The organism is Acinetobacter sp. NIPH 2100, from assembly GCF_000369805.1.
GTDB lineage: Bacteria > Pseudomonadota > Gammaproteobacteria > Pseudomonadales > Moraxellaceae > Acinetobacter.
The window spans coordinates 1,378,949-1,394,967 of sequence record NZ_KB850224.1 but is presented as its reverse complement, the minus strand read 5'-3'; the positions used below and the strand labels follow the sequence as shown (position 1 = coordinate 1,394,967).

The window sequence follows — 16,019 nt, the reverse complement described above, 5'->3', positions numbered from 1 at the left end:
TGTAATCTGTCTATTTTATAATCCCTTTAATAAGTTTTAATCTATTACAATACTCGCAAATACATTTATTTAGGTTTTCCTGTGAACTGGCTACAAATTCATATTACTGTTGATCAAAATCAAGTTGAACTGACCGAAACATTACTCCTGTCATTAGGTGCGGTGAGTGTTACCTTGGATGATGCAGAAGATCAAGCCTTGTTAGAGCCATTACCAGGAGAAACGCCACTTTGGAATAAAGTCATCGTTACAGGGATTTACCAACAAGAAGAAGATGATCCAATTGATGTCGATACTTTAGAAGCATTCTTAAAAGTTCAACTCCCAGATGTGCCTATGCGTCACCAATATTTGGAAAACCAAGTCTGGGAACGTGCATGGATGGATTATTACGAACCAATTCAAATTGGTGAGAAATACTGGATTGTTCCTGAATGGTTAGAGCCACCTGAAGCAGATGCAACCAATATCAAACTTGATCCTGGTCTTGCATTTGGTACAGGCAACCATGCCAGTACCTTCTTATGCTTACAGTGGTTAGGTAAAACTGATGTAAAAGATAAAATCGTGATCGACTACGGCTGTGGTTCAGGGATTTTAGGTGTTGCAGCACTTCTCTTAGGTGCGAAGAAAGTTTATGCAACCGACATCGACCCCCAAGCCGTACTTGCTACAAAACAAAACGCAGATTTGAATGGTGTACTGGATCGTCTTTATGTAGGATTACCTGAAGAGTTTGATCAAGAATTTAAACCACAACAAGCAGACGTCCTTGTCGCAAATATTTTAGCGGCACCGTTAATGGCGCTTACGCCTGAATTCTCAACTTTATTAAAAAATGAGGGTGAGTTCGCACTTGCTGGTGTAATCGAAGAGCAAGTTGCTGATGTTTCTAGTGTTTACTCGCAGTTTTTTGATATATTAGAGATTGAAAAGCGTGAAGAAAACTGGTGTCGCATTTCAGGAAAACGTAAAACAACAATTTGAGAACACTGTTACTTATGAGTGAAAAACAAACCCGCTGCCCTAAATGTTCTACTGTGTACAAAGTGACCCTTTCACAACTCAGTGTTGCACAGGGCATGGTTTGTTGTCCGAAATGCGTGATTAACTTTAATGCACTCACCAATTTATTAGAGTCAGAAAGCGAAGATATCCCGACCCCGACCAATCGCTCACTTTTTTCTTCAATTCAACCTGACAGCTCGTTTGCAGAAAAACAGATGCAGATTTTGCGCATCTTTGATCAAAAAATTGAAAACTCAAATATTGATTTATTAACGTATCTGAATAACCTGAATTACTTTAATACCGAACCTGTTACAGCCCTACCCAATTTAAATCTGTCGGAAGATACCCTGTTAATTGATCATGAGACCAATGACAAACAGCATGGCTGGCTGTATTACACCTTGTGGGGTTTAGGTAATATTGCCCTCATTTTAGTGTTTGCATTTCAAATTTTATGGTTCAACCCTAAATTGATGCATGAAAGCCCTGCACTGAATCAGATGTTTAATTATGCATGCGGCATTTTTTCATGCAAAACCAGCAATGAACAATACAAATACCTGAGCTTTGAAAAAGTAAAAATTAAACGGGGCGAACAAGATAGCTCTGTTTTTTCAGGCGTACTTTTGAATCATCATGAGAATAGCGTAGCACTCCCTTCTATTAAGGTTGTACTCAAACAAAATGACGAAGCCGTTTTTAATGTATTACTTAAACCACAAGACTATTTAGTCGACAGTTTAAAAACGATTCAACGCATTCCAACCAACAGCCCTTTTCGCTTCGAATTTAGCCTTCCAAAAAGCAAAAATAGCTTTAATGACTATAGTTTAGAATTTGTACAGCCCTAAAAGCTCAAAAAAGTGACAAAAAAACAAAAAAAAGTGAAGTTAAATTGCTCACTTTTTCGCTGACAGTGGTATGATACGCGCCACGAATGCTTTGACCTACTTACTCCTCGTTATTTATAGACAATAAAATCGTTAAACGAACTGTGCTTCTATCCCATAAGCGCATTGTTGGTTTTTTTGTTTTTAAAAGTAGGCTGTAACAAATATTTAACTATTGTTACGCTTATTTTTTACACAATTCGAGGATTTGTGGCAAGCTAATAGTCCCATTGTTTTAGAGTCACTGTTTTAGGATCTAAAACAGGACTCAGTAATTTAGACCACATTTATATCACTTTACCCAAGTAGATATTTTGAATTTTCGGATTAAAACGCATGAATAGCAAATCTCCTATTTTTACGGCTCAATCTGATGTCGCTCTTCGCATCCATGTAGATCGCGCAGTTCGTCATTATTTTGCACAATTGCAAGGTGAGCAACCATCTCAAGTTTATGACATGGTTTTAGCAGAAATGGAGAAACCTCTTTTATCTGTGGTCTTAGAATATACTCGCGGTAACCAAACACGTGCTGCTGAGATTTTAGGCCTTAACCGCGGAACTTTACGCAAAAAGTTAAAAGCTCACGGTTTAATGAGTGAATAATTGATAAAATGCTCACGTTCTCGTGGGCATTTTTTTTGCCTTTTATTTTCAATCTGTAGACTTCAAACTGTTGACTAAAATCATGACTATCAAACGTGCTTTAATCTCTGTTTCCGATAAAACTGGAATCGTTGAATTTGCTCAAAATCTTGCAACGCTAGGGGTAGAAATTTTATCTACGGGCGGTACATATAAGTTGCTTAAAGACAACAATATCGCCGTAGTAGAGGTTTCTGAACATACAGGTTTTCCTGAAATGATGGATGGTCGTGTAAAAACACTACATCCAAAAATTCATGGAGGCATCTTAGCGCGTCGTGGTCTGGACGAAGCAGTGATGCAAGAACACAACATCGATCCGATTGATCTGGTGATTGTTAACCTGTATCCATTTGCAGCAACAGTAGCAAAACCAAACTGTTCACTGGCAGATGCAATCGAGAATATCGATATCGGTGGCCCAACAATGGTTCGTGCCGCAGCAAAGAACCATGCATCAGTGGGTATTATCGTAAATGCAGCTGACTACGACACAGTGGTTGCTGAATTAAAAGCAAATGGTGCGCTGTCTTACGAAACTCGTTTCGACTTAGCAGTAAAAGCATTTGAGCACACAGCACAATACGATGGCATGATTGCATCTTATTTAGGTGCGCGCGTTGGTAAAACTGAAGGCGAAGCGGACCTATTCCCTCGTACCTTCAATACCCAACTGAATAAAGCACAAGATTTACGTTATGGTGAGAACCCGCATCAAAAGGCGGCTTTCTATGTTGAAGCGACTGCTCAGGAAGCATCAGTTTCTACTGCGAAGCAATTACAAGGTAAAGAACTTTCTTATAACAATATTGCAGATACAGATGCCGCACTTGAATGTGTGAAATCTTTTGTGAAGCCAGCTTGTGTGATCGTTAAACATGCCAACCCATGTGGTGTTGCTGTTTCTCTAGATGGTATTCAAGCTGCCTATGATCTTGCTTATGCAACCGATCCTGAATCTGCATTTGGTGGCATCATTGCATTCAACCGTGAATTAGATGTCGCAACTGCTCAAGCGATTGTTGATCGTCAATTCGTTGAAGTGATTATTGCTCCAAGTCTTGCAGATGGCGTACTTGAAATCACAGGCGCGAAGAAAAATGTTCGTGTCATGGTTTGCGGTGAACTTCCTGCAATTGATGCACGCGCACCACAGCTTGACTACAAACGCGTCAATGGCGGCTTATTGGTTCAAGACCAAGACTTAGGCATGATCACTAAAGACGACTTAAAAGTTGTGACGAAGCGTGCACCGACAGAACAAGAGATTGATGATTTGATCTTTGCTTGGAAAGTTGCGAAATACGTCAAGTCAAATGCGATTGTTTATGCTAAAGATCGTCAAACCGTTGGTATTGGTGCTGGTCAAATGAGCCGCGTCAACTCTGCACGTATTGCTGCAATCAAAGCAGAACATGCAGGTTTAGTGGTTGAAGGTGCGGTCATGGCATCTGATGCATTCTTCCCATTCCGTGATGGTATTGATAATGCTGCAAAAGCTGGCATTAAATGCATTATCCAACCTGGCGGTTCAATGCGTGATGAAGAAACCATTGCAGCAGCTGATGAAGCTGGCATTGCTATGGTCTTCACAGGCATGCGTCACTTCCGTCACTAAATAATATAAGTCTCTAGCCCAATCACCCTAAATCCCCCTTTATAAAAAAGGGGGCCTTACTTTTATCCAAACTAAAAAGCATGTTGCCCTCTTTTTCAAAGAGGGGTTTAGGGAGATTCTGAGGGGACTTTTTTATTCTGAACAGGTATATTCTTAGATACTGAAAAAGGGAAATAACTTTATAATGAATATTTTAGTTTTGGGTAGCGGTGGCCGTGAACATGCACTTGCATGGAAAATCGCACAAGATGCAAAAGTCACTCAGATTTTCGTTGCACCAGGTAATGCAGGTACAGCAACAGAAGACAAATGTAAAAATATTGATCTGAATATTTTAGACAATCCAGCCATCATCAAATTCGCAAAAGAGAATGATGTTGCTTTGGTCATTGTTGGTCCAGAAGCACCATTAGTGAATGGTGTGGTAGATGCAGCACGTGAAGCAGGTTTAAAAATCTGGGGCCCGACTCAATACGCTGCACAGCTTGAAGGTTCTAAAGCATTTGCTAAACACTTCTTAAAGCGTCACAACATTCCAACGGCTTTTTATGACGTATTTACTGAAGTTGAAGCGGCTAAAGCCTACGTTGAAAAAAATGGCGCACCAATCGTAATCAAGGCTGATGGCTTGGCTGCGGGTAAAGGCGTCATTGTAGCCATGACCAATGAAGAAGCTTTTGCTGCCATTGATGACATGCTTGCAGGCAACAAATTTGGTGATGCTGGTTCACGTGTCGTGATCGAACAGTTCCTTGATGGTGAAGAAGCAAGCTTCATTTGCATGATCGATGGCAATAACATCTTGCCAATGGCCACGTCACAAGACCATAAACGTATTTTCGAAGGTGATGAAGGTCCGAACACTGGTGGTATGGGAGCTTACTCTCCTGCTCCTGTAGTGACCACAGAAGTCTTTGAACGTGTGATGAACGAAGTGATGCGCCCAACTGTTGATGGTATGACAGCAGACGGCCATGTTTATACAGGTTTCTTATACGCAGGTTTGATGATTGATGAACAAGGTCAACCCCGTGTGATCGAATTCAACTGTCGTTTTGGTGATCCAGAAACTCAACCGATTATGATGCGTTTAAAATCATCTTTAGTCGATTTAGTTGAAGCAGGTATTGCAGGCAACTTACCAAGTGAAGCCGAATGGGATGAACGTAAATCAATTGGTATCGTACTCGCAGCTGAAGGTTATCCAGAAACCGTACGTAACGGCGATGTGATTTCAGGTCTTGGCCAATCTCCAGAAGACACCAAGATTTTCCATGCAGGCACTGCAATGAGTGCTGATGGTCATGTGATTACAGCAGGCGGTCGTGTACTGTGTGTAACTGCACTGGGTGATACCGTTCTTGAAGCACAAATCAATGCACTAGAAGTATGTGGTCAAGTCACCTTTACGGGTATGCAATACCGCAGTGATATCGGCTACCGCGCGATTGCACGTGAAAAAGCTGAATAAGTTTTTTAAGCAAAAAAGAGCCTTCTTCGGAAGGCTTTTTTATTCCCTAAACTGCATAAACATGAATTCTATATTCATTATTTAAATATAAAATTCAGAAAAATATATATTTATTATTCAATTGATTCATCTCTCTATATTTTTTTAAAAAACTATAAAACTATCATTTATTTATATTTACTTAGTCGATGATTTTCTTTTACTCATCAGACGATTGGTCTCCTAAGTACAGGCGGTTCCACTATAACCTCCCCTAAATTGTTGCTATGATTGCCGAAATTTTAGATGTTGTTTTTATGTTAACTACATATTCTTTTTCATTATTTTTAAATGACTGGAATATTGCACCTAACAAAACAAATTGCAGCTAAATCCAAATTTGATTTGAAAATGAAATGAATAGTTGGTTCCTATCTGTATATACTGAATTGGAACATGAATATTCATCTACTTTTCGGATGTTGTAGATATCACACTTGTTCAAACTTTAACAATAATCCAGGGATTGTTTTGAGTGCGATGTCAATTTACAACATACAAACCTATTGCAATCATGAATGCTAGAGAAATAATGATTTTCTCGACATTTTTCCGATTAGGATTTATACATGAAAAAGCTGATTAGTCTTTTTTTAAGTGTATCGGTGTTATTACTTGCAGCCTGCAGTAAACAACCTGATACCGCATCTACCGAACAAAAAGGTGATGCTGCTGCATTACAAACCGTTGTAATCGCTTCTACAGGTTCAGATGCTGATATTTGGCGTTATATCGCAACATTGCCAGAAACCAAAGCAGCTGGTCTTAAACTCGAAATTAAAAACTTCACTGACTACGTTGCAATGAACACTGCCGCAGCGAATAAAGAAGTTGATTTGAATGCGTTCCAATCTTACGCTTACCTTGTCGCATTCAATGCTGCAAATAAAGACAAGATTGCTCCTGTTTCAACAACTTACTTAGAGCCAATGGGTATTTACTCAAGCAAAGTAAAGAAAGTTGAAGAGTTTGCTGAAGGCGCTACGATTGCGATTCCAAATGATGGTGCGAATGAGTCACGTGCTTTATTACTTTTACAAAGTGCTGGCTTGATTAAATTAAAAGCTGACTTCGATCCTGTAAAAGGCACTCCTGCTGACATTATCGAAAACAGCAAAAAAATCGTGATCAAACCAATCCAAATGGCAACAGCTGTACGTGTTAAAGACGAAGTTGATGCAATTTTATTGGGTAATACGCTTGCAATGGAAGGCGGTTTGAACGTTCTTAAAGATGCCATCTACTATGAGCCTGTTGATCAAAGCACCAAGTTAAATGTCAATGTATTGGCAACTGCTGAATCACGTAAAGATGATGCTGTGCTGCAAAAAGTTGGCGCGCTTTATCATACAGAAGCAGTAAAGAAATATGTTGAAGAACACTTTGCTGGTACGAAAGTTGACGTAAATAAACCAACAAGCTACCTCACAGAAGCGAATTCGTAATATAATACCCCCAAATAAAACAGGCAAAGTGATTTTGCCTGTTTTTTCTTTTTTGCATAGTATTGACGAACATGATCCAATTTAAAAACATTTCGAAACACTATCAGTTGAAAGGTCAAACGATTAACGCACTGGATCAGATCAACTTAGAGATCCCAGAAGGCAGTATCTTTGGCATTATTGGCTATAGTGGTGCAGGTAAAAGTACGCTCATCCGTTTGGTGAATTTACTTGAACGCCCATCTCAGGGACAAGTGATTATCAACCAAAAAGACTTTACTGCAATGGATGCACGTACACTTCGTCAAGAACGTGCAAATATCGGTATGATCTTTCAGCACTTCAATTTACTTCAGACCAAAACCGTGTCTGAGAATATTGAAATGCCACTAAAATTACTTGGTCATAGCAAAGCAGAGCGAGAAAAGCGCCTCGCCGAATTACTTGATTTTATTGATCTCAAACATAAAAAAGATGCCTACCCTGATGAGCTGTCAGGTGGTCAAAAACAACGTGTTGGCATCGCACGTGCACTGGCAAATCATCCTAAAATTTTACTGTGTGATGAGGCAACTTCGGCACTCGACCCACAAACCACCAAATCCGTTTTGGCACTGTTAAAAAAGATTAACCAAGAACAAAACATCACCATTGTCATGGTCACCCATGAAATGGATGTGATTGAATCGGTGTGTGATTATGTTGCTGTGATGGAAGCTGGTCATGTCATTGAAACTGGTCCAACACTGGATATTTTCAGTCAACCACAGCATCCAACCACAAAGACCTTTATTCAAACCGTATTGCAACAACAATTACCAGTCAACATTTTGAATAATCTCGAACATAAGCATCACAATAGTATCTACAGCTTGCAATTCTTGGGTACTTCGGCACAAGAAACCGTGATTCAAGCAGCGATTAAGCAGTTTGATGTGAGTTTAAATATTTTGTTTGCCAATATGACCGAGATTAATGGCACAGTAATCGGGCAAATGTTTATTCAACTTTTAGGTGATCCGCTAACGATTCAGGAAACGGTGAAATTCCTTGAACTTCAAGGGGTGAAAGTTGAACAGTCTGGAGTGGTCAGCCAATGAGAGATTTAATCGTACAATGGCTGACACAAGTCACAGCTCCGTTTTGGCATAGCTCACTGTCTATCGACCAATTTGTTACCGCACTACAAGAAACCTTCCAAATGGTATTCTTCTCGCTGCTGTTTGGCTGTATTTGGGGACTCATCCAAGGCATTACCTTAGTGGTTACCCGTACAGGTGGTATTTTACAAAATCGCGCGATTTATTATTTCCTCAACCCGATTGTCAATGCACTGCGTTCACTTCCCTTTATTATTCTATTGATCGCTGTTATTCCACTGACAAAAATGCTAGTTGGAACTTCGATTGGAACATGGGCTGCAATTGTGCCGTTAACCATTTACGTTGGTCCATATCTTGGTCGTTTAATTGAGACCTCATTACTTGAAGTGAATGAAGGGATTGTTGAATCTGCTCAGGCAATGGGTGCTTCACCTTGGCAAATTATCTTTAAGTTTATTATTCCAGAAGCGCGTAGCTCTCTGATTTTAAACTTAACCACAGGTACAATCTCCCTCATCGGAGCGACAGCGATGGCCGGTGCTGTCGGTGCTGGCGGTATTGGTGACTTGGCGATCTCATATGGCTACCAGCGTTTTGATACCAGCGTAGTGATTTTAACCGTGATCGTGTTATTGCTGTTGGTTCAGATGGTGCAAATGCTGGGTGACTGGCTAGCAAAATTGCGCTAATCCATTACTTCATAAAAAAACGCTCAACTTGGGGCGTTTTTTTATGTCTTGTTTTACTTGGGAAAGTAGATTTCATTCGCTGCTTTAAAGGTATTGACATGCAACGGGACCAAATCATCCAGTGCCTGATACCCCCCTGCCAAAACGAACAGCATCGGAATTTTCATTTTCTTGGCCATTTCAAAGGCAATACGATCACGTTCAAATAGCAACTCAGTAGTAAACCATTTAGAGCCATATTTATCATGTTGATGACAGTCCATGCCTGCCTGATAAATGATTAAATCAGCCTCCCAACGCGAAGCATATTGAAACGCCTCAAAGATTGCTTCACGGTATAAATCAAAATTACCTTGTTTGGGATGGATATAACGGGTCAGACTGCGTTCACTGGCTTTACAGCCAAAGCGAATTCCAAAAATTCCAAAATTAATCAGATTGGTCATTCGATTAGTAAAAATAGCAGTGCCATCACCGCCATGTTGGTCACAGTCTAAAACGAAAATACGTTTTTCTGGATATTGCTTGGCAACCAGTGCTAGACCATTAAAAGTACAATAGGCCGCACCCGATTCATAACTGGCATGATGAAATCCTTGTGCAATATTTGCAGCCACCCCTTCGTTTAGGGCAATTTCAGCCCCCAATAATTGCCCTGCCTGAACCGATAAAATCGCATCTCTCAGTTGTTCATTCCATGGCTTAAACCCTTGGATGGTTGCAAATGCAGATTGCCCTGATATAAAAGCATCCACATATTGTGGATGATGTAATTTCTTTAATATTTCAATATCAATCAGCCCTGGATCAACCAACTCAACCATTTGATGAGCACGCAACACATCTGCAACGGCTGTGAGTTTTTCCATACTATTGGTATGCGTTTGTGCAAAATAGCGTGGAGAATAACAAGCTTTTAGCATGGATGTCCTACGTAAATTTGATCATGCGCAATGTCCACCAGCTGACTTAATTCAGTTGTATCTGGTCGAAATAATCCATTATCCACCTGTTGTTTAAAATGATACCCAAATGCCCGAGCACGATTTTTTGGCGATACAGCCAAAGTTGTTAAGCGTAAAAACCAGAAACCATTCATTTCGATAATCGGGATTACATAGCCTTTGTATTGCTTATTTTTATGTTTTTCCAGCTGTTCGATTTCATAATTGGTAGAAAATAAACTTCCCGCTGGTAAACGAACACCATTCATCATCAGGGGTACCAAGCTAATACAGGAATGGTTATCCCCCATATTCAATTTTTCCATCATGATCGGTTGATCATGCGCATTCACAAAAATATTGATTTCACCCTGCCGTAATAAACGGTGGTGTGCAATGCGCAAGAAAAACTTTTCCGCCATCGGACAAGAACCCACTTTGGGCTTTTCTGCCAAAGCCTGACACTCAATCATGCCAATCTGCTCGGCATCCTGTGGCAGGATAATATCGCTCAGTAGCTGACAAATTAATTGGCTCTCTTCAAGCTCTGCATATTGATGAATCGTTCTTAACTTGGCTTGAAAATCGACTTCCTGTTGCAGATTTTGTGCGAAGCTTTCTTGTGGATCTAGACGTTGCAGACATTGTTGAACTGCTGGATTGATATCTAAGTTACGCCACGACTCAAGTTGTAATCCATAGGAAGCACTTTGACTCAGAATATTCTTTAAGCCCTTGCTGTCATACTCTTCAAAAATGCGTAAATCTTGTAAGCCAATGGCATCCCTTGGCTGCGAAACGAATTCCGCAATCACACGTGTTGCTTGGGTATAGCCACAGCCCCGTCGTTCAGTTTGATGACTAAAATGCTCATTCAGCATTTCTGTAAGTTTGGCAGAGAGTGGATATAAATACTTTTTAAAGATAACGACCACTTCATGATCGGGTATATCAGACATAGCTCCCTCTCTTGTTGTTGTGATTTATAACAACTTTGTCTTTAAAAAATGAACTGTAGTTATCTTGTTCAGCCTAATCATTTAAATTATTTGCTTTGATTCAATATTTTTATAGAACTAAAGATGAATATAAACCATTAACTTATAAAACTTTTATCTCATCTTTATCGAAAAAATGACACTTGTCAACGATAAAGATATTCATGGAAAGTGGCTGTCAGAATATGCCCGAAAAAGTCATTATTCAGCATTAAAAATTAGCAGGAGTTTTGCACTGAAGTAGATTTCCACTTACACTAGAAACAGGCACTCATTATGAGCACCCAAATCGCAATAACCACACGAAACAAAGCTTTAGGATTCGGCTATGCATTATAAGATTCATGCAATTGACGTAAAAAATGCCTTAAAAAACTATATTTGGTTATTGGAAGATACAGCTACACACGAAGTTGTTGCCATTGACCCAACAGAAGCAGGTTTGGTCACAGATTTTTGCGAACAACATGACCTACAACTCAGACAGATCTGGCTGACCCATTGGCATCGTGATCACACAGGTGGTGTTGAAGGACTACTCGCAGATCAGAATATTATGGTCTATGGACCTCGTGATGAACTCAGTAAAATTTCACTGATCTCAAACCCTTTGCAAAATGACGATCATTTTCATTTTAATGATCTCAAAGTTGAAATTATTGCAACGCCAGGCCATACCCTTGGTCATATTACCTATTTCATTGAAAAAATTGAAACGCTGTTTAGCGGTGACACCTTATTCGCAATGGGTTGCGGTCGTCTGTTCGAAGGGACAGCGGAGCAAATGTATCATTCATTGAATCGGCTGGCTGCCCTGCCTATTCAAACCAAGGTGTACTGTACCCATGAATACACACTTGGCAATGCAGAATTTGCCTTGACTGTTGAACCTCATAATGTTGCTTTACAAGAGCGTATGCAACACGTCAGAGCACTCAGAGAAGCAGATCAAATTACCCTCCCGAGTACAATTGAATTAGAGCTTGAAACCAATCCTTTTCTGCGTACTGAAAGTGCTGAAGACTTTGCGCGCATTCGCAGTTTGAAAGATCAATTTTAATTAAACCCCAGCGTCTCCATTGATTCATTTTCTGCTTGCTCAATAAAGTGGAAAATGAAATCATTTTTTACATTTGGCCCAAGAAAATTTAAAAAAAAATTTGCTTCCCCCCAAGCAAAGACAAAATATTTTATATAATAAATTCAATTGAATAACAAAAGCACAGATAAAATTCTATCTATAAAAATTACGCTAAATTTACATTACTTACATGTGGAAAAATAAATCTATGCAATGCCCCTTTAAAAAATTTTAACTGACCCTTATTAATAAATACATGTTCACAAGGAGATCTGTCATGAAAAACAGAGTTGTTAAAGCAAAAAACGTATTGGCTTTCCGTATTTGGTTAGAAAAATTGGGATATTCAGTTAAAAATCTGACAGATAACCGTGGTTTTACATTTAGCTTTAAAAAAGAATATGGTTTGGTTACTTGTGATCTCTCTGGTAATGCTTTAGCAATGCAGTTGGGTGAAGAATTCGAAGATCATTTAAAAGCCTAATGACAACTTTTTCTAAATATGAGGATTCCAAAGGGATTTGGAATCCTTGATTGATATACATAAAAATAATTAAAACCTATGTTCCATTTAATCCTTCATTTTCTAACCATTTCAAACAAAATATTAGGGTCTGGTGACATTTCAGCCATACATTGCGTTATTCGCTAAAGCCACATCAACAAGGCATGAAAAGCAGGCAATCGCAGCCGTTTGCCAAATTTCATAACGTAATTTAGGGAAGTTTTAGCTATAACCCTCTGGGACAGGGCTATTTTTTGCCGTTACTACGTTATGTTTTGCTTACTTAGAGTAACTAAGTTTCGCAAAACCCTCCTTGTACCGCCTAAAAAATATCCTCTGTCGCAAGTATCTGTGAAATGTCAACAGCCCCTATTGGAACAAAACTGATTTCCAAGTATCATTATGCCCAATCGAGGGATGCTGCGACGATTGATCGGCACTAAAGATCAATTTGCCAGGCTCGATGTGAGAAGCAACGCTTCGCAAGACAACGGCATCCGCGAACAGAACGATCCATACTATTTTTTCTAGGAGATCCTGATGAACGCGGTGAATGCTTCATTTACAGATTATAAAGTTGCTGATATTTCCCTTGCTGACTACGGTCGTAAAGAGATCAAACTCGCTGAAGCAGAAATGCCAGCTTTGATCGGTTTACGTAAGCGTTATGCGGCTGCAAAACCACTTGCTGGTGCAAAAATCTTGGGTTGTATCCACATGACAATCCAAACTGCTGTTTTAATCGAAACATTAGTTGAACTCGGCGCAGAAGTGCGTTGGACCTCATGTAATATTTTCTCAACTCAAGACCATGCTGCTGCTGCAATTGCTGCAAGCGGTGTTCCAGTTTTTGCTTGGAAAGGCGAAACTGAAGAAGAGTATGTATGGTGTTTAGAACAGCAGATCAATGTCAACGGTCAGCCTTGGGATGCCAACATGATCTTGGACGATGGCGGTGACTTAACTGCACTTGTTCATGACAAATACCCTGCGCTTTTAGAACGTATTCACGGCATTACCGAAGAAACCACAACAGGCGTTCAACGCCTATTAGAAATGTGGAAAGACGGTTCGCTTAAAGTTCCTGCGATCAACGTGAATGACTCGATCACTAAATCGAAAAACGACAACAAATACGGTTGCCGCCATTCATTAAACGATGCGATCAAACGTGCAACTGACATGTTGCTTTCTGGTCGTCGTGCGCTTGTGATTGGTTATGGTGACGTTGGTAAAGGTTCTGCACAATCTTTACGTCAAGAAGGCATGATCGTTCGTGTGACTGAAGTCGACCCAATTTGTGCAATGCAAGCATGTATGGACGGCTACGAAGTTGTATCTCCGTACAAAAATGGCGTGCAAACTGGTAAGAAAGAAGACATCAACCAAGACTTATTAGGCAATACTGATCTTGTTGTCACAACGACGGGTAACTACCACGTATGTGATTCTGCAATGTTAGATAGCTTAAAAGCAGGTGCTGTAGTTTGTAACATTGGTCACTTCGATACAGAGATCGACACTGCATACTTACGTGATTACAAGTGGGTTGAAGTAAAACCACAAGTACACCAAGTGTATCGTTCAGAAGACGAAAATAACTACCTGATCCTTCTTTCTGAAGGTCGTTTAGTGAATCTTGGTAATGCAACTGGCCACCCTTCACGTGTCATGGATGGTTCTTTCGCCAACCAAGTTTTAGGTCAAATGCATTTATTCGCAGAAAAATTTGCCGACTTACCTGCTGATCAAAAACAAGCTGCTATTCGTGTAGAAGTACTTCCTAAGAAATTAGATGAAGAAGTTGCTGCTGCAATGGTACTTGGTTTTGGTGGTGTGTTAACCCAGTTAACGCAAGTACAAGCAGATTACTTAGGCGTTCCTGTTGAAGGTCCGTTCAAATCTGACGCTTATAAATACTAAGAAAACTAGGGCAGACGTTTTACGGACTGCCCTTTTTTCTAAAAATTCCAAGCGATTTTAAAAAGGATTTGAAATGACAAAACGTGTTCCTATTTCTTTTGAGTTTTTCCCGCCAAAAACTGATGCAGGTGCGGAAAAATTAAAAACTGTTCACCAAGAATTACAACTGTTAAATCCAGAGTTTTTCTCGATTACTTATGGTGCGGGTGGTTCGACGCGTGAACGTACTTTAGCTGCCATCCATGATTTCAATGGCAAAGGCACGCCTGTTGCACCTCACTTGTCTTGTATTGGGGATAACAAAACACGTATTGCTGAACTTTTAGATTTATACAAATCTCAAGGGATTGATCGCATTGTCGCATTACGTGGTGACTTACCGTCAGGTCAGGTTGGTCTAGGTGAATTACCCTACGCGCAAGACCTCGTGCGCTTTATCCGTCAACATTCAGGTGATCACTTCCATATTGAAGTAGCTGCGTATCCTGAAATGCACCCTCAAGCCGATACATTTGATGGTGACATTCAGCGTTTTGTTGAAAAAGTGAATGCAGGCGCGAATGCAGGGATTACCCAATTTTTCTTCAATCCAGATGCTTATTTCTATTTCATCGAACGTATTGCCAAAGCTGGTGTGGATATTCCAGTTGCACCAGGCATCATGCCGATTACCAATGCAAGTAATTTAATCCGCTTTGCAGACGGCACAGGTGCAGAAGTTCCACGTTGGATCCGCAAACAACTGGCTGCTTATGGTGATGACAGTGCAAGTATCAAAGCATTCGGTCACGAAGTGATTGTAAATCTTTGCGAACGCCTGATTGCAGGTGGTGCACCGACACTACATTTTTATTCAATGAACCAAACTGAACCGACTCGACAACTCGTTGTTGATCTTGGTTTAAACTAATCTGTACGAGCACGACCCAAGCATGAATCGTTTTTATATCGAAACCGAATTAAATACTGGCAATACTGTTGAATTAACCGAGGCGGTATTTCATCACTGGGTACGCGTGCTACGTGCAAAAGAACAAGAACAAGCCATCTTTTTCAATGGAAAAGGTGGTGAATACGTCGTAACACTCACGCAAATCAATAAGAAAAATGCTTTTGTTTCTGTTGATCAATTTGAAGCAGCTGATCGTACCGCACCTTTCACCGTTGTTTTAGGTCAAGTGATGAGTAAAGGTGATCGCATGGATTATGCGATTCAAAAAGCCACAGAATTGGGTGTTACGACCATTCAACTGTTAACCAGTGAACGTTGTGAAATGCGTTTAAAATATGATCGTGACCAGAAAAAACTAGACCACTGGCAATCCGTTGCAATTGCGGCCTGCGAACAATGTGGTATGAATCGCGTTCCTCAAGTACTCGCTCCAATTTCCTTAACAGAATGGCTGAATTCCGAGCTACCTGCATCTCGTTTGGTACTCGCGCCAAATAAAGACCAAAACAATGTATTGCTGAATAGTTCCCCTGATTTAGCCTTGCTCATTGGTCCTGAAGGTGGCTTAAGTGAAGCAGAAATTAACACTGCCAATCAACACCAATTCCAAAACTGGTGTATTGGTGACCGTGTGCTCAGAACGGAAACTGCACCCGTTGTTGCGTTATCCATTTTAAATTATCACTTCGCATCGAACTAAAGCAG

At 40.1% G+C, this 16,019-nt stretch carries 15 protein-coding genes; 13 read left to right on the top strand and 2 right to left on the bottom strand.

The window, feature by feature from the left end; all coding sequences use genetic code 11:
• The first annotated feature begins 81 nt into the window (after positions 1-81).
• The 8 genes from prmA to F887_RS11615 all read left to right on the top strand — a co-directional run bounded on the left by prmA (position 82) and on the right by F887_RS11615 (position 8,911).
• Positions 82-987, top strand: a complete 906-nt coding sequence (prmA, locus tag F887_RS11580) for a 50S ribosomal protein L11 methyltransferase (RefSeq protein WP_005292934.1) — start codon at positions 82-84, stop codon at positions 985-987.
• A 14-nt stretch (positions 988-1,001) separates the two neighbouring features.
• Positions 1,002-1,862, top strand: coding sequence for a DUF3426 domain-containing protein (locus F887_RS11585; RefSeq protein ID WP_005292931.1), 861 nt, complete (start codon positions 1,002-1,004; stop codon positions 1,860-1,862).
• Positions 1,863-2,237: 375 nt separating this feature from the next.
• Positions 2,238-2,507 carry a DNA-binding transcriptional regulator Fis gene (fis, locus tag F887_RS11590; protein WP_001086304.1) on the top strand — a complete coding sequence of 90 codons (270 nt, stop codon included), beginning with the start codon at positions 2,238-2,240 and terminating at the stop codon, positions 2,505-2,507.
• An 82-nt stretch (positions 2,508-2,589) separates the two neighbouring features.
• Entirely contained in the window at positions 2,590-4,164 is a 1,575-nt protein-coding gene (purH, locus tag F887_RS11595) for a bifunctional phosphoribosylaminoimidazolecarboxamide formyltransferase/IMP cyclohydrolase (protein ID WP_005292929.1), read from the top strand.
• Positions 4,165-4,348: 184 nt separating this feature from the next.
• On the top strand, positions 4,349-5,635 hold the full coding sequence (purD, locus tag F887_RS11600) for a phosphoribosylamine--glycine ligase (RefSeq protein WP_005292927.1): 1,287 nt from the start codon (positions 4,349-4,351) through the stop codon (positions 5,633-5,635).
• Between the two features lie 608 nt (positions 5,636-6,243).
• On the top strand, positions 6,244-7,119 hold the full coding sequence (locus F887_RS11605) for a MetQ/NlpA family ABC transporter substrate-binding protein (protein ID WP_005292925.1): 876 nt from the start codon (positions 6,244-6,246) through the stop codon (positions 7,117-7,119).
• Positions 7,120-7,190: 71 nt separating this feature from the next.
• Positions 7,191-8,219 carry a methionine ABC transporter ATP-binding protein gene (locus F887_RS11610; RefSeq protein WP_005151899.1) on the top strand — a complete coding sequence of 343 codons (1,029 nt, stop codon included), beginning with the start codon at positions 7,191-7,193 and terminating at the stop codon, positions 8,217-8,219.
• Positions 8,216-8,911: a methionine ABC transporter permease gene (locus F887_RS11615; protein ID WP_004654491.1), complete on the top strand. Its 696-nt coding sequence runs from the start codon at positions 8,216-8,218 to the stop codon at positions 8,909-8,911. The genes F887_RS11610 and F887_RS11615 overlap by 4 nt, the downstream gene beginning before the upstream one ends.
• A gap of 53 nt (positions 8,912-8,964) precedes the next feature.
• Here the strand turns inward: F887_RS11615 and F887_RS11620 are convergent, their stop codons facing one another.
• Both F887_RS11620 and F887_RS11625 read right to left on the bottom strand, forming a co-directional pair.
• Positions 8,965-9,834, bottom strand: coding sequence for an arginase family protein (locus tag F887_RS11620; protein ID WP_005292922.1), 870 nt, complete (start codon positions 9,832-9,834; stop codon positions 8,965-8,967).
• Positions 9,828-10,814 (bottom strand): hypothetical protein, encoded by a 987-nt coding sequence (locus F887_RS11625; protein ID WP_005292920.1) that lies wholly within the window; start codon positions 10,812-10,814, stop codon positions 9,828-9,830. The genes F887_RS11620 and F887_RS11625 overlap by 7 nt, the downstream gene beginning before the upstream one ends.
• Positions 10,815-11,181: 367 nt before the next feature.
• Between F887_RS11625 and gloB the strand changes: the two genes are divergently transcribed.
• From gloB to F887_RS11650, 5 genes are all read left to right on the top strand, one after another.
• Positions 11,182-11,913: a hydroxyacylglutathione hydrolase gene (gloB, locus tag F887_RS11630; RefSeq protein WP_005292918.1), complete on the top strand. Its 732-nt coding sequence runs from the start codon at positions 11,182-11,184 to the stop codon at positions 11,911-11,913.
• Between the two features lie 298 nt (positions 11,914-12,211).
• On the top strand, positions 12,212-12,418 hold the full coding sequence (locus F887_RS11635) for a hypothetical protein (RefSeq protein WP_004654498.1): 207 nt from the start codon (positions 12,212-12,214) through the stop codon (positions 12,416-12,418).
• Between the two features lie 561 nt (positions 12,419-12,979).
• On the top strand, positions 12,980-14,362 hold the full coding sequence (gene ahcY, locus F887_RS11640) for an adenosylhomocysteinase (RefSeq protein ID WP_005292915.1): 1,383 nt from the start codon (positions 12,980-12,982) through the stop codon (positions 14,360-14,362).
• A gap of 73 nt (positions 14,363-14,435) precedes the next feature.
• A complete protein-coding gene (gene metF, locus F887_RS11645) occupies positions 14,436-15,272 on the top strand; it encodes a methylenetetrahydrofolate reductase [NAD(P)H] (RefSeq protein WP_005292913.1) in 837 nt (278 codons plus the stop codon).
• 22 nt (positions 15,273-15,294) lie between these two features.
• Entirely contained in the window at positions 15,295-16,014 is a 720-nt protein-coding gene (locus F887_RS11650; RefSeq protein WP_005292911.1) for a 16S rRNA (uracil(1498)-N(3))-methyltransferase, read from the top strand.
• Positions 16,015-16,019 lie beyond the last annotated feature (5 nt).

What these genes read in the sequence shown, in the direction of transcription:
- F887_RS11585 (WP_005292931.1), top strand. Translation starts at nt 1,002, where the DNA reads ATGAGTGAAAAACAAACCCGCTGCCCTAAATGTTCTACTGTGTACAAA.
- fis (WP_001086304.1), top strand. Translation starts at nt 2,238, where the DNA reads ATGAATAGCAAATCTCCTATTTTTACGGCTCAATCTGATGTCGCTCTT.
- purH (WP_005292929.1), top strand. Translation starts at nt 2,590, where the DNA reads ATGACTATCAAACGTGCTTTAATCTCTGTTTCCGATAAAACTGGAATC.
- purD (WP_005292927.1), top strand. Translation starts at nt 4,349, where the DNA reads ATGAATATTTTAGTTTTGGGTAGCGGTGGCCGTGAACATGCACTTGCA.
- F887_RS11605 (WP_005292925.1), top strand. Translation starts at nt 6,244, where the DNA reads ATGAAAAAGCTGATTAGTCTTTTTTTAAGTGTATCGGTGTTATTACTT.
- F887_RS11610 (WP_005151899.1), top strand. Translation starts at nt 7,191, where the DNA reads ATGATCCAATTTAAAAACATTTCGAAACACTATCAGTTGAAAGGTCAA.
- F887_RS11615 (WP_004654491.1), top strand. Translation starts at nt 8,216, where the DNA reads ATGAGAGATTTAATCGTACAATGGCTGACACAAGTCACAGCTCCGTTT.
- F887_RS11620 (WP_005292922.1), bottom strand. Translation starts at nt 9,834, where the DNA reads ATGCTAAAAGCTTGTTATTCTCCACGCTATTTTGCACAAACGCATACC.
- F887_RS11625 (WP_005292920.1), bottom strand. Translation starts at nt 10,814, where the DNA reads ATGTCTGATATACCCGATCATGAAGTGGTCGTTATCTTTAAAAAGTAT.
- gloB (WP_005292918.1), top strand. Translation starts at nt 11,182, where the DNA reads ATGCATTATAAGATTCATGCAATTGACGTAAAAAATGCCTTAAAAAAC.
- F887_RS11635 (WP_004654498.1), top strand. Translation starts at nt 12,212, where the DNA reads ATGAAAAACAGAGTTGTTAAAGCAAAAAACGTATTGGCTTTCCGTATT.
- ahcY (WP_005292915.1), top strand. Translation starts at nt 12,980, where the DNA reads ATGAACGCGGTGAATGCTTCATTTACAGATTATAAAGTTGCTGATATT.
- metF (WP_005292913.1), top strand. Translation starts at nt 14,436, where the DNA reads ATGACAAAACGTGTTCCTATTTCTTTTGAGTTTTTCCCGCCAAAAACT.
- F887_RS11650 (WP_005292911.1), top strand. Translation starts at nt 15,295, where the DNA reads ATGAATCGTTTTTATATCGAAACCGAATTAAATACTGGCAATACTGTT.